Here is a 14,161-nt window from a genome sequence, read left to right on the forward strand (position 1 = left end):
AACATGCAAGTTTCAATACACAGAATTTGGTTGCTGATACGCAAGCAATGGGCCGAAAACCAGCAACTTTACATATTAGGTATGCTGGCCATGGCAGGGATCATTGCCGGCCTGATCATATACAATATATCATCGTTTGAAGGCTTTGACAAGCGCTCCCAGAAAAACCTGTTTTTTTTAAGTATGGTAGTAGCCGGAAGCATTTTTGCCACCACCATTTTAAGCCAGTTTAATACTAAACATGCCGGCATCCAGGCTTTAATGCTCCCCGCATCGGCCATTGAAAAATTTGTTGTGGCCGCAATATATAGTATCATTGTTTTCCCGGTTTGTTTTGTTGCCATAATATACCCTTTAATAGCCTTTGGCCATTATATAGATCGAGAGCTGATTGGTAGTAACAACTTACTGTACACCGTGAATGGGGACCAGGAAGAATTGATATTTATTTTCATATTCCTGATACTTCAAAGTGTGGCACTATTTTGCTCGGTGTTGTTTAAGCGCTACGTATTTATAAAATCGGCGATATTGGTAATTGTTGTATTTTTTGGGGTGATAATTTTAAATCCTTTGGTTGCCCGGCAGATAGTAACTGTAGATACCGGAAAACCTGTTATTGCCAACATCAGCGAAACCTATTACGATGTAAACCACAATATTGTAGGCCATAAAGAAGTGAAAGAATCCACCTGGACACGAATTCGCTCTGCAATGCCCTATTCCGAAATGGAGATTAACAACTGGTTTGTGAAGAAAAAGCACAACGGCGTTAATTATATATCATACAACATGGAAGTACGTAATAAATACAACGCAGCATTTTACGCCCTGCTTGTGATAAGCATACCTTTTTTATGGTTAATTACCTGGTTTAGGCTTAAAGAAAAAGAATTGTAACCCTCAAAGGTAAAAACCATGGATTTTAACAATACACAAGCCATATACCTGCAAATAGCAGATTATGTGTGCGACAAAATACAACTAAAGGTATGGCAGGAGGATGAAAAAATACCTTCGGTACGTGAGCTTGCCGTTATGCTGGAGGTAAACCCCAACACAGTAATGCGATCATATGAGCACCTGCAAGCCCAGGAAATAATTTACACAAAACGTGGCATGGGTTATTTTGTGCAGGCCAACGCTGCAAAAAACATCCTGAAAACAAGGCGAGACCAGTTTATGGACGAAGAATTGCCCCTCCTGTTTAAAAAAATGCAGATGCTTGGCATCCCCGGAAACGATTTGCAAAGCAGGTACCAGGAATTTATAAATAAACCTAACAGCTAAACCTTAATATCAATTTTATGAAAACCAGCACAAAATTAATCATCATACTTTTTACCTGTATCCCGGTATCATTACTGGCCTACAATCTGCTCCTTAAAGTCCAGTACAACAGAGGTAACTTTAACCGCGACCTGTACCCGCAGGATAACAGCGTATTTGTTACCAAGCCTGTTTCGCCAGCGTTTAAACATATAGTGATAGATGGATCGCTTAAGATGAAACAAACCGGCAGCTTTGAACAGTGGATGGCCCGCATCTGGATTGGCAAAAACAACCAAACAACACATCCCGGCGCAAATACAGTAACAGTAAATAATGATTTAAAGGAGAACCTGGAAACTGTGGTAAAAAACGACACGTTGTTTATAGCGTTCCGGGTAAGAGACAAATTTGATAATAACGCCAGGAACTGGAATGATGAGGGTGATATCGTAAAGATTTTTGCAGACGATGTTCAATCTGTTGATATTAAATTCGCTTTTGTAACTATAGCCGGCAACCTAAACAATGCCGATTCTTTAAAACTGCATGTTGCTGATGGCAGTCATTACCAGGTAAACAACCTGTCAATTAAAAAACTGGATATAGTGGCGGCAGACAGCTCATATGTAAGCGTTACAAAAAGCAATCGTATTAGTATGCTTAACTACTCACTTCTGGGCAAAAGCAGTCTTAAAGTTGATGAAAAACCCGCCAGTCAGTTCCATCCCGGTCGGCTTGATAGTACTGCTAACATTCAACTTACAGGCAGGGCAACTTATATGCAAAATCAGCTGCATTGAATTTTGAAAGTTATAATCGCATAAGTCATGATCAGATCAGTAAACTTTTGGATCGGGGCCATCTTACTGGCATTCGTGCCCTTACTATTAATCGATATCGGAACGCATTATCTTGCCTGGCAAACAGAAGTAAGAGAACAGGTTATTTACGCAGTGCAGGACGTTTACACTTTTAGCAAGCACGATAAAGCGGCAATTTTAGATAAAGCATTTGAGCGCAACCAGGCTTTAACATTACTTGTCGCATTTAAAGCTTTTTTTAGCCTGTTGTTCTTAATCGCCAGTATCTATATGCTCAAAAAGTTTGTAAAGAGCAATAAAACGGGCTTCCTTAAACCATTGCTGCACATAGTTAGCCTGGCAATTGTGTTTTTAGGTTTAAAACTTTTGTGGGTGATGACACTGAATACACCACAGGGTGCAAAGTTTATCAACGTTAATGAAGGCGACGTCTCGTTTAAAAAACTGATAGCCGATAATTTTAAAGGCAAAGTGGTGTATGTTGATTTTTGGGGCACAACCTGCGGTCCCTGCCTGGCCGAGTTTGAAAACTTTACCCAACCCTTAAAATCGAGGTACAAAACAAACGCCAACATAGCTTACCTGTATATATCCCGGGGAAACCAGTATTTGTGGAAACAACAGATAGAAAAATATAAAATAGACGGCAGCCATATTTTCCTGGACGATAAAGCGTACGACAACTTATACCACAATGCACTTGACAACGATACTGCTATGGTTTATATGCCCCGTTACCTTATTACAAGTAAAGCAGGTAACGTAGTAATCAACGCCGCCCCAAGCCCGGGTGATAAACAACAGCTGTACGGGCAATTGGATATTTATTTAAATCAGCAATAAAAACCTATCCTTATAAAACAAAAAAGATGGGTAGCCTAAACGCTATCCATCTTTTGTTTACAACTAAATGTAATGCTTAATTATTTCGCAACTTTTTTAGCTGGGATCAAAGGAACGATGATAACTGCTAAAAACAGGGCAACTTCTAATACGATTAACATGATTTTAATTTTTTAATGATTATAAAATTATTGATGGGGATTGATACCTAATTATTTCGCAACTTTTTTAGCTGGAATTAACGGTAATACAATAACTGCTAAAAATGCGGCAACTTCTAATACGATTAACATAGTTTTAATTTTTTAAGTGATTTATATATTATTAATAGCTCCAGGAAGCATATTGTTAATCGCATAAATCCCTAATTTATATGGGCTTAAGTGATAAACATTTTCGGTTTCCTGAACAGTCATCGACTAAAAACATGCCATAAAAATCGCCGGGTTTTTAAAGGCTAAAAAGCAAAAAAATAAAATTGCGGTATTTTAAAATTCATAAAACTTGAAGGGCTATTTCGAAAAATAAAAAGATGCTTTAAGAAGCAATAAAAAAATAAACTCTTTTTTTCAGAAGTAAAATTTCCGATCATCCGAAATCAATAAAATCATGTCACAAAAACCTGACATAACTAAAAATTGATGTATTTCACCTTAAGAAAAAGAAAAATATGTTCCAAAAAAGCCTTTTACCTGAAAAAATATGGCTTCATTTGTTGTTTCAACAAAAAAACAGGGTTATTAACTGTCGATTTTTATCTCCTTAGCCTTTTGACATTTTTTTTGCCAATTTGTCATATAACATGACACAACCCAGGGATACTGACAAAATATCCTAAAAAATCCGCCAAAAACCTGCCAAACAAGGCAACTATATTCCAAATTGCGGCCGAATTTCATAATTACGGGTATGCCAAACTGTTTTTAGCCAAGTGTGCCAATAATCAAACAATTTGGTTAAATTGAGGGTTGGTTTAATAGTTTAACCATTTACCTAACCATGAAAAAAACATTAGTGCTTCTGAGCTTTCAGCTTTCGCTCTCATTTTTTGGTTCGGCCCAGGATATTAAAGGCAACTATGCCATCAAAAACGTACAAACTGGTATGCTGATAAGGGTGAAGGATGCCGGATCAAAAAATGGCACGTCCTTGGTTGCCTACTATCCCGAAAATTGGAAATGCATGACCTGGAATTTTAAAATTCCAGGTGGAATTAGCTACCAGCTACAAAACTTACTCACCAGCAAAACTTTCCAACCGGTTACAAAGGCCGATATCGACGTAGCATTTGAGGAGCAACCCCTGGTTGATGCTTCGCCTAACCAGCAATATGAATTTATCGGCATAAAAAAAGATACTTATCTTATTAAATTGAAAGGCACCGATTTATACCTAACGCCGGCCGATATTAAGGGCAAAGTAAACTCGGCCATTATCCTGACATCCAAAAGAAGCACACCCGAACAGTTATGGACGATATATGAACAGTCTCCTGCCATGTAGGTATTAAAAAATGAGGCAACCGGCCTTAACTATTTTGGTAATAGTATTAGCCTGTGTACATCATAAGTGTATCAGAAAAAAAAACAACAAACATTAAACTATTGTTTGCATTAACGCTTTATTATATTTTTGAGATATGAAGCATATATCTATCCTGATACCCAAAGGCGCTATATTAGGCAGCCTTGAAGGTTCGCGCCAGTTATTTACCCAGGTAAACCAGTTCTTTTTATCAATGGGAAAAGATCCTGTTTTTAAAGTTGAGCTTGTTGGCCTGCAAAAAGAAACGCCAATCAGTGGTGGTTGTTTCACCGTAAATTCACATCTTTTAATCTCGGATATTAAAAAAACAGATCTGATCATTATCCCTGCGCTTGACGGCGAAATAAGGAGCGCTATTGAAAACAACAAGGAATTTATCCCCTGGATAATTGATCAATATAAAAACGGGGCCGAAATTGCCAGTTTATGTATGGGAGCATTCCTGCTGGCTTCAACCGGCTTGCTGAAAGGTAAAAGCTGTGCCACCCACTGGATGGCTGCTAACCAATTTCGTACGATGTTCCCGGATGTAAACCTGGTTACCGAAAAAATCATTACCGACGAGCAGGGAATTTACTCAAGTGGCGGTGCCTTCTCTTACCTTAACCTGATCTTGTACCTGATTGAAAAGTTTGCTGGCCGCGATATGGCCATTTTAAGCTCAAAGGTATTTGCTATCGAAATGGAACGTACCAATCAATCATCATTTATTATTTTCCAGGGACAAAAAGACCACTCAGACGATCCGATAAAAAAAGCACAGGAATTTATAGAGAAAAACTATTCAGAAAAAATAAGCGTCGAACAACTGGCCTCCATGTTTGCCTTAGGCAGGCGCAACCTGGAACGCCGCTTTAAAAAAGCTACCTCCAATACCGTAGCCGAATACATTCAGCGGGTAAAGATCGAAGCTGCCAAAGTAAGCCTGGAAAGGTCGCGCGATAATGTTAACGAGGTAATGTATAACGTTGGCTATACCGATAATAAAGCTTTCCGTAATACATTTAAACGTATTACCGGCCTGTCTCCGATGGATTACAGGAACAAATATCAACGCGAATATTTGAACTAATTAATTGGCCCCTTTAACATATCCGTGCAATAAAGTTACCGAGCCCCATTTGAATTCCGGTTATAAACCCGATCGTTTAAAAAACTGCTGAATAGTATCAGGCTTAGTCATTAAAAGTGTCTGGATCCCCAGCTTTTGGGCACCCTCCAAATGCTGTGGACTATCATCTATAAAAAGCGTCTCGACGGGGTTCAGGTTATTTTCATCCAATACCATTTGGAATATCCTGGCTTCGGGCTTGCGCTTGCCGGTAAGATGCGAGTAATACGTTTTTTCGAAAAGGTGATCGTTGCCATCAAACCCAAAATCATCTTTCAGGTATGCCATAATGTGATCATAATGGATAGCGTTGATATTACTCAATAAAAATGTGCGGTATTTTGTTTTCAAATCCAACAGTAATTCGTGGTTCCCTGGCTCAATTCCGAGCAACATACTGTTCCACGTGTCATTTATTTGGCTATCTGTAAGGCCATGATTGCCCGATTTTTGCCTGATATAGTCTCTAAACTCCCCGGCAGACACCTCTCCCCTATCAAATTTATCAAAAATTTCGTCCTGTTGTTTATGACCAAAAAACTCAGCTGCATTACTGATACCCAACTCGTTCCAGCCTTGCTGAGCCCGTCTGAAATCGATATTAAAGATAACATTACCGTAGTCGAAGATGATATTTTTGATATTTTGCATAAAGGGTTTTGTAAATTGACTACAAATATGTAAAATTGCACCCGTTAAATAAACACAAATAACCGCGCCTATAGCTCAGTCGGTTAGAGTAGAAGACTCATAATCTTTTGGTCCCTGGTTCGAGCCCAGGTGGGCGCACAAAATGAAGTTTAACCGCTTCGTAAAACCCTCTAAATTGTTGATTTAGAGGGTTTTTTGTTTTATTCGAATCCTTAAAGAGGATTTGAAGAAACAACTGGAATAATTAATTAGGAATCAGGGTGGCATCACAATTTGTGATATCATCCTTTTCATTTAATATCCCCCCTTTGCTGATCAATGCTTTTTAGGGGTTTTAGGAAACAATGAACGGTTAAGCGCTACGACTTCTTCATGTGTAGGCGGTGTTGAAAATTTCATAAATTTCCCAATAGCCCGATCCCGCAGGTTTGGCGCATTTTCTTTGTCGCCATTGACGAGGGCTCGCCTGAGATCTGCCACGCCCAATTCGGTACAATAGGCCGGAGTGCCCGGTTGGTGCCTCCAGGAATCTGCCAGCGTACCGGCGTCCACAGCATCGAAACCCGTATTGTTGATCAGGGCGGATACTACCTCTTTCGCCTGGTGATCGTCGCCCGACACCGCCATCGCGATCCGGCCTTTGGCACCTTCAGATTTGCCGCCATGTTCAAGGCTATGCGCCAGTAAATTGTTAAAAGCTTTGATCACGGGTCGTCCCAGGGTTTCTGAAACCCATACACTCTCGACTTTGCCATTCTTCAAGTCTTCGATCTCGCCATCCCGGAAAGGGTAATAGTTCGACGTATCGATCACGATCACATTGTCAGAAACTTTTGCCATAAGATCTGATAATTCGGGGATAGCTATTGCGGGAACGGAGACGATAAGTACTTCGACATCTGCTATGATTTGATCTTTAGTGGATGCCGATACGCCCAGCTCCAGGGCTCTTTCTTCCAAACGCTGCTGCTCTCCCTGGCTGTAAATCTTTACCTCGTGACCGGCTATAGCCAATTTCTTTGCGATGGTACCGCCGATAGCACCGGCGCCTATAATTCCTATTTTCATTACGTTTGCTTTTAAATCCTTAATAAATTCTTTTGCAAAATTGATGAATTTTTACTTTCCTTTGTATAGTACTTTCCCGAAGGAAAGTGGAATAGTTTTAATGAGCGTTTATGGCAGCAAAAAAAGTATACTGTGATTGCATCGAAACGATAAAGCCTGTGAGGGATGCACTCGAAGTGATCAATGGTAAATGGAAACTACCCATTATTATTTCTGTAGGCGTTGGAAACGATCGGTTCACCGATATACAGCAAAGTATCCCCGGTATTACGCCCAAAGTTTTGGCCAAAGAACTGAAAGACCTCGAACAGAACCGTTTGGTCGTCAGGACTGTGATCGATGGCTACCCGGTGAAGATCACCTATCAATTGGCTCAATATGCTGATACGCTGACGCCGATCATTTATTCCTTGAAAGACTGGGGTTTAAATCACCGTAAAAAGGTCACGGAACGGGAATAATGATTTACTTAGTCATCCTCTACCCTTAATCAGTAATGCTAAATCGTGTCAGTTCTCGCTATGAGACCCAGAGAGTGATACCAACAACGGTTTTTATTTATTTTTTTATTACTTTGGTATATGAGAATATCAGCTGCTCAATCTTTTATCGTCCCGCAAAAATCTTCTGCAATACCAGGCACCATTCAAAATGATGCAGATAATTTTCATATACTGGATCTTGGCATAGCTGATAACCCGGTTTTTTCATTTAAATATAGCAGGAAGATATTTTACACCGCCACTTTATTGCAGGGGGAATATCGACTTGAATTTGAAGATAGAAACATTGATATTTCGGGTAACTCCTTACTTTTCACCACTACCAAAATTCCTTTTGGGATTCACGAGACTGGTTTGGGATACGCCGGGATCAGCTGCATGTTTAAAGAGGAGTTTATTACTAAGGCTAACAGCGGTTATCGTTTACTTGAATTCCCGATTTATAAACCAGGAAGGCAGAACATCTATTCGCTCACAGATGAGCAAACGAAAGATTTTATTGATATCTACATTAAAATATTTGATGAAACACGAGCCAATAGCGCCTTTAAAGATAATCTTCAGCGCACTTATTTACTTGAAATCATTTTTAATGCACAAAAGCTCGCCCCGGTTAGCTCATTCGTAAAAACAAATAATACAACCGAAGTTATTGCCTGTTCCTTTATCAGATTATTAGAATCCCAGTTTCCCATAGAATCCCCGCAGGATGCGATTAAATTTAAAACCGCGAAGGATTTCGCAGACAGCCTGTCACTCCATCCCAATTATTTGAACCGCCAGGTAAAATTATCTAAAGGAAGTACCGTAACAGAGATCATCGCTGCAAGACTTGTTCAGGAGGCTAAGATCTTATTAAAATTAACCAACTGGAACATTGCGGAGATCTCCTCTGCACTCGGCTTCGAGGAGCCGTCACATTTCAATTTATTTTTTAAAAAGCATGCCAGCAGTTCTCCTACAGAATACAGAAAACTACGTAAAGAATAGTTTGCTGCATCAAAGCTCTGAGACAAGAAAGTTTGATTTTAGTAAGGATCGGTTTTATTTGCGCTAACATTGGCTACGCCATCCGCTCTACCTTTGCATTGTAATTAAACAATTTGCAAATATGACAAAGATAGCATTAGTGACCGGAGCCAATAAGGGCATTGGTTTTGAAACAGCGAAACAACTTGCACAACATAACATCAAAGTTTTATTAGGGGCAAGAAATGAAACTGAAGGTAAAAAAGCGGAAGCGGCCTTAAGAGAAGCATCATTAGATGTCACCTTTGTTAAACTTGACATCAGTAATCCGACTGATATTGATGACGTTAGAAAATATATTGAAAGCGAATATGGTGTCTTGGACATTCTAATCAACAATGCAGCCGTATTCTTAGACGGCGCGTGGTTCGGAAATAACACGGAAACTGTACCCATACAAATCCTGCGGGATACTTTTGATATTAATTATTTCGGTACCGTAGAGCTGACTCAGGCATTATTGGCCGCAATCAAAAAAAGCAAAGCAGGGCGTATTGTAAACATCAGCAGCTTGTCCGGTTCCTTTGGTGCTCATTTGGATAAAGAACATTGGTTATACGCTTTAAAACCTTATGCTTATAGTGCGTCAAAAACGGCATTGAACCAGTTCACAGTTTTTCTGGCTAATGCACTCCGCGAAACTAAAATAAAAGTAAACGCAGCAAATCCTGGCTGGGTTAAAACATCCCTTGGCTCTGACCAGGCGCCTCTTACACCTGAAGACGGCGCGAAAACAGGCGTAGCATTAGCCCTGCTGGATGACAATGGACTAACGGGCACTTTTTCTGAGTCTGGTGAGGTATTGCCATGGTAGATACCCTGACTTCTATGATTAAATAGAACACTATGATATAACAAAATAGATAAAAGATAATTTGAATCTATTTTGTTAGTTTTAAGGCATGAAAGTTAACCTCTTATGAGAACATGACAATATACCCTTAGCCGTTCTCTTTCATGGCTTTCTTTAGCCAAACACCCCTTTGCTTTGTTTTCCGCAGGAAGCGGCGGCTTTAAAAACGGAGCAGGGGCGATCAGCGCGCCGGCCTCCTGCCTTAAAAAAGCCACCGCCGCCATCCAGATGGCCGTTGCCGCTAAAAGAAGATACAAAGGATAATAAGCATGGATGCTTAAATGGTTGTGGTAGTAAAAATAATCAACTGCTGTAAAAGGGATCCACAAAAGCCATAACAAGCCGAAACCCGTCAGCAAACGATATAGCCAGTGCAATTCATAGCGGTACCGGTCATTCCCGGTAAATTTCAGGCGTCGGTAAAAGTGTTCTATCAGCCTGTGAGACGCGTACAAGTAGGCACCGACCGAAAGAAAAGCCAGCAATTGTAAAACAGGGTCGAGTTGCTGAAAGGTCAGCGTATGATAAGTGGCTGCACCCGTGCTGATACTTTCCTTTATCTCCAATGCCCGGGCACCCAACTCCAGCAACAGCGGGCTTAAATGCAGCAGATCGTTAAACCGGAATTTATACTCCGGCCGGGTTATCTTGAGCACATAAAAGAAAATAAGTGGGCCTAAAGCCAAAGAAAATTGCAGCAGCAACCAGCTCCAATGAGGAAAATAGCGATCAATACCGATATCCCTACCCAGTATCCAAAGCAGCCACAGGACCACTATTGCCAGGACCAAACTCAAAAAGCGGTTTGCTGCCCGGTTGATCCTTTTGGCGAATCCCAACTGTAGAGCAAAAGAGAGCCCTATAAATATTGCTCCCAGAAATACCAGGTCATAAGGAGTGATATGGAAGATATATTCATTCAAGTTATTCTTTACTTCAATTCCTGTTCCAAACCATTAACTTATTAATATAAAGCGAATTGTATTTTATTGGTTCGAATTAATGTAACGATTGCGGACATGGTACCGTACGATTGCGAACGCCCCGTATTTCGATTATCGATACAAAAAATAAAAAATTTGGGATTGCATAACCATAATCGGGTCTACTCCCAATAATTTAAAAATAACCATCAACTACAAAAACGAACAAAGGCATAAAAGCCCGGTTGACATTCCAACCGGGCTTTAAATGCTATTTAGAGGCCCATGTATCGTCATTTATTGTTGCCGCAAGAGTCAAATCAGCCTCAAAAGTGTTCGCGTTTTTGTAAGTTTTGGGCTACTATAATAAGTTTAAACCTCTAACAGTTTGACTGTTAGAGGTTTAATTGTTTTTTTTAGCTAAGGCATTTTTCTGTCAGAATCTTCCCGCTATCAAGTAATGTGCTATTAATCAGAAATTTGAATTATTTTTCAGGTATTCTAATCCCTTTTGGGGATTTGTTTCAAATACTCTTTAAATTTCCAGGACTAAATCATTTTCATTATCATCTATTCTGTCCGGCCTGTTTGAGGTTTAATTCCATAAAGTGGATATGTTTCGCAATCTTTTTCGATGGAAACCTTCGGAATAAGTATCGCAAAATTTAAATTTTCGGAATTACCCAAACCGGTTCCTTGTCTGCCAACGCGCTTTCGCCATATTGATACTATCTCAGTGTTACAAAATTTCTTGTTCGTACGGGATAACGCTTCATTCCCAAATGTTAAAGACCATAAGATCAATCTGAATAATTATGACTTTACCGATGGTGCAAATTTTCGGAGAATACAAAATCTCAATGGGTTTTAATGGGGCTTCGATCCTTAAATAAACAGGTAACTAATTGACAAATAAGCAAATGAATGTCTTAAACTCCTGCAAAACAATTTGAAGTTGATTCGATAAAATAACATGATTATATATTCCTGGTACAAAAATATGTACAAATGCGCAACTTCAATGACTGCTGTAACTTTACATTTGTACCACAAACCGTATGTCTTAACAGCTAAAAGGATTACGTTCTTCTGGGATGTTAAAGAGTTAAAATTTTGTTTATGCCTACTTTTAAGCAAGCAGTGTAAATGATCTTAGAAGGGTCAGATCGAGCGGTCATACGAATGTGCTTAAGCGCGTATAATCCTGGTGAATTAATTTCCGACAAATAACTAAACAGATTAGAACCGCCTTGAAACTTTGACGAACACAACAGAAAGCTATACTTAATATGGCTTTTAAAACTATAAACCAACAACAAAACATGAATCGTACCTTTAACCTTACAGCTTACTTTATCCTGTTTTTGGGATTATCAAACCAGCTGATTGCTCAAAACAAGCGCATTGACGTGACGTCGCCCAACGGCGAGATAAAAGTATCGATCAGTTTAGGCGATAAAATATATTACTCGATATCGGGGAACAACAAGGAACTGCTGACAAAGAATCATTTATTACTTGAGCTGAAAGATGATGTACTTGGTGGAAATCCAAAACTGAAATCGGTAAAGAAAACTAAAGTTGAGGAGTTAATAAAACCCTACGTTCCGTTAAAATACGCCGTCGTTAAAAATAATTATAACGATCTGTTAATGACCTTTAAAGGAAATTATGCGGTGGAGTTTCGTGTTTTTGATGATGGTGCCGCTTACCGGTTTATCATCAGTAAAAAAGACGAGGTAGAGGTAATGAACGAGGATTTCTCTATTAATTTCCCCGATAACTACCTACTGCATTTACAACAGAACAACGGATTTAAAACCGCTTATGAAGAACCTTACCAACACGTTGAATCAACTAACTGGAAACAAAACGATAATATTGCTAACCTTCCAGTACTAATTGATACCAGAACGCAATATAAAATATTAATCAGCGAATCTGACCTTTCCGATTACCCGGGTATGTTTCTTAAAGGCTCTGGAAATAACGGCGCACAGGGTGCCTTTCCAAAAACACCGCTTGAGTTTGGACCAGACGGAGATCGCAGTCAGAAAATTTTAAAATCGGCGGATTATATTGCTAAAACGACCGGAACCAGGAAATTCCCGTGGCGCTGTTTTGTGATTACAAAAGACGATAAGCAGCTTATAGAAAACACAATGACGCTAAAACTGGCAACAAAATGCAGCATTGACGACCCATCATGGATAAAACCCGGACAGGCAAGCTGGGAATGGTGGAACGATGCTGCACCTTACGGGCCTGACGTTAATTTTGTATCGGGCTATAACCTGGAGACTTATAAATACTATATAGACTTTGCTTCAAAATTTGGTATCAAATATATTGTTATGGACGAAGGCTGGGCTAAAAACACCGCCGACCCCTATACTCCAAATCCAAAAGTTGATTTAAAAGAATTGATCCGGTATGGCAAAATGAAGAACGTGGATATCATCCTTTGGCTAACTTGGTTAACAGTACACCAAAATATGGACATCTTTAAAACCTTTCATGAATGGGGAATAAAAGGTGTTAAGATCGATTTTATGGACCGCAGCGATCAATGGATGGTTAATTATTATGAAGATGTAGTAAAAGAGGCCGCCAGGAATCAAATATTTGTTGATTTTCATGGCGCATTTAAGCCCTCAGGTTTGGAGTATAAATATCCAAACCTGGTTTCGTACGAAGGTGTGAGGGGATTGGAACAAATGGCTGGTTGCTACCCGAATAACAGTGTTTATCTTCCATTTATGCGCAATGCCGTTGGCCCCATGGATTTTACACCGGGTGCAATGATCAATATGCAACCTGAGGTTTACAGCGCAGCACGGCCAAATGCGGCAGCAATCGGTACCCGGGTTAACCAGCTTGCTTTATATGTTGTTTTTGAAAGCGGTATACAAATGCTGGCAGATAATCCTACCCTTTATTATCGCAGTTCAGAATGTACTGAGTTTATTACCAGTGTACCAACTACCTGGGATGAAACTAAAGCATTGGTGGCTAATGTTGGCGAGGTAGCTGTAGTTGCTAAACGTAAAGGCGAAAAGTGGTTTATTGGCGGTATAGTCAATGGTAAAGAAAAAACAAGAGAAATGGAGTTAAACTTTGACTTTTTAGAAAAAGGCAAAATATATTCCATGACTTATTTTGAAGATGGTATTAACGCCGACCGCCAGGCAATGGATTACCGCCTTAAAACCATGCAGGTAAAAGCTGGCGACAAAATAACCATTAAAATGGCTCGCAACGGCGGATGGGCTGCTGTACTTAAATAACGTTTTGGTTTGCACACAGCTAAACGCATATTTACGAAACCAGTAAAACACATCATTTTATACCCATAAACCATAAGAATTTAAAATCACGACCGTGCATAAATATTAATGCTGTTGTTTTCAATTACTAAGCCAGAGGCCTTTGTGCAAACTCATTTTTAGTGTGTGATAATAAAGCGCCCACAGCTAACGGCAAAAATCTTGACAATAAAGCAGCCAATGAAATTGCCAATAAGATGATTAGGCAAATTAAAA

14 protein-coding genes and 1 tRNA gene are annotated in these 14,161 nt (G+C 39.6%); 12 read left to right on the forward strand and 3 right to left on the reverse strand.

The features are described from left to right. Positions 1-3 precede the first annotated feature (3 nt). The 6 genes from AC1RM2_RS27590 (at position 4) to AC1RM2_RS27615 (ending at position 5,553) form a co-directional block, all read left to right on the forward strand. Entirely contained in the window at positions 4-900 is an 897-nt protein-coding gene (locus AC1RM2_RS27590; RefSeq protein WP_492988380.1) for a hypothetical protein, read from the forward strand. Positions 901-918: 18 nt separating this feature from the next. Next, positions 919-1,290 (forward strand): GntR family transcriptional regulator, encoded by a 372-nt coding sequence (locus AC1RM2_RS27595; protein ID WP_492988381.1) that lies wholly within the window; start codon positions 919-921, stop codon positions 1,288-1,290. A 17-nt stretch (positions 1,291-1,307) separates the two neighbouring features. Further along, positions 1,308-2,072 carry a hypothetical protein gene (locus AC1RM2_RS27600; RefSeq protein ID WP_492988382.1) on the forward strand — a complete coding sequence of 255 codons (765 nt, stop codon included), beginning with the start codon at positions 1,308-1,310 and terminating at the stop codon, positions 2,070-2,072. 27 nt (positions 2,073-2,099) lie between these two features. Next, positions 2,100-2,936 carry a TlpA family protein disulfide reductase gene (locus AC1RM2_RS27605; RefSeq protein WP_492988383.1) on the forward strand — a complete coding sequence of 279 codons (837 nt, stop codon included), beginning with the start codon at positions 2,100-2,102 and terminating at the stop codon, positions 2,934-2,936. A 999-nt stretch (positions 2,937-3,935) separates the two neighbouring features. Further along, on the forward strand, positions 3,936-4,439 hold the full coding sequence (locus AC1RM2_RS27610) for an RICIN domain-containing protein (protein WP_492988384.1): 504 nt from the start codon (positions 3,936-3,938) through the stop codon (positions 4,437-4,439). Positions 4,440-4,575: 136 nt separating this feature from the next. Further along, positions 4,576-5,553: a GlxA family transcriptional regulator gene (locus AC1RM2_RS27615; RefSeq protein WP_492988385.1), complete on the forward strand. Its 978-nt coding sequence runs from the start codon at positions 4,576-4,578 to the stop codon at positions 5,551-5,553. A gap of 60 nt (positions 5,554-5,613) precedes the next feature. Here AC1RM2_RS27615 and AC1RM2_RS27620 read toward each other — a convergent pair whose 3' ends face one another. Next, positions 5,614-6,243, reverse strand: a complete 630-nt coding sequence (locus AC1RM2_RS27620; RefSeq protein WP_492988386.1) for an HAD family hydrolase — start codon at positions 6,241-6,243, stop codon at positions 5,614-5,616. Positions 6,244-6,307: 64 nt separating this feature from the next. Between AC1RM2_RS27620 and AC1RM2_RS27625 the strand changes: the two genes are divergently transcribed. After that, a tRNA-Ile gene (locus AC1RM2_RS27625) sits at positions 6,308-6,381 on the forward strand. A 177-nt stretch (positions 6,382-6,558) separates the two neighbouring features. On the opposite strand, the gene AC1RM2_RS27630 is transcribed toward AC1RM2_RS27625, so the two are convergent. Continuing rightward, positions 6,559-7,356, reverse strand: a complete 798-nt coding sequence (locus AC1RM2_RS27630; RefSeq protein WP_492989287.1) for an NADPH-dependent F420 reductase — start codon at positions 7,354-7,356, stop codon at positions 6,559-6,561. Between the two features lie 65 nt (positions 7,357-7,421). Here AC1RM2_RS27630 and AC1RM2_RS27635 point away from each other — a divergent pair, with 65 nt between their 5' ends. From AC1RM2_RS27635 to AC1RM2_RS27645, 3 genes are all read left to right on the forward strand, one after another. Continuing rightward, on the forward strand, positions 7,422-7,772 hold the full coding sequence (locus AC1RM2_RS27635; protein ID WP_492988387.1) for a winged helix-turn-helix transcriptional regulator: 351 nt from the start codon (positions 7,422-7,424) through the stop codon (positions 7,770-7,772). 120 nt (positions 7,773-7,892) lie between these two features. After that, complete coding sequence (locus tag AC1RM2_RS27640) at positions 7,893-8,804, forward strand: helix-turn-helix domain-containing protein (protein ID WP_492988388.1); 912 nt, start codon at positions 7,893-7,895, stop codon at positions 8,802-8,804. A gap of 121 nt (positions 8,805-8,925) precedes the next feature. Then, positions 8,926-9,657, forward strand: coding sequence for an SDR family oxidoreductase (locus tag AC1RM2_RS27645; RefSeq protein ID WP_492988389.1), 732 nt, complete (start codon positions 8,926-8,928; stop codon positions 9,655-9,657). A gap of 95 nt (positions 9,658-9,752) precedes the next feature. Here the strand turns inward: AC1RM2_RS27645 and AC1RM2_RS27650 are convergent, their stop codons facing one another. Next, positions 9,753-10,352, reverse strand: coding sequence for a hypothetical protein (locus tag AC1RM2_RS27650; protein WP_492988390.1), 600 nt, complete (start codon positions 10,350-10,352; stop codon positions 9,753-9,755). A 57-nt stretch (positions 10,353-10,409) separates the two neighbouring features. Between AC1RM2_RS27650 and AC1RM2_RS27655 the strand changes: the two genes are divergently transcribed. Together AC1RM2_RS27655 and AC1RM2_RS27660 are read left to right on the forward strand one after the other, a co-directional pair. Beyond that, positions 10,410-10,541: a hypothetical protein gene (locus AC1RM2_RS27655; RefSeq protein WP_492988391.1), complete on the forward strand. Its 132-nt coding sequence runs from the start codon at positions 10,410-10,412 to the stop codon at positions 10,539-10,541. 1,400 nt (positions 10,542-11,941) lie between these two features. Beyond that, complete coding sequence (locus AC1RM2_RS27660) at positions 11,942-13,906, forward strand: glycoside hydrolase family 97 protein (protein ID WP_492988392.1); 1,965 nt, start codon at positions 11,942-11,944, stop codon at positions 13,904-13,906. The last annotated feature ends 255 nt before the right edge of the window (positions 13,907-14,161 follow it).

Source organism: Mucilaginibacter sp. GW822-FHT03E02 (genome assembly GCF_058801545.1).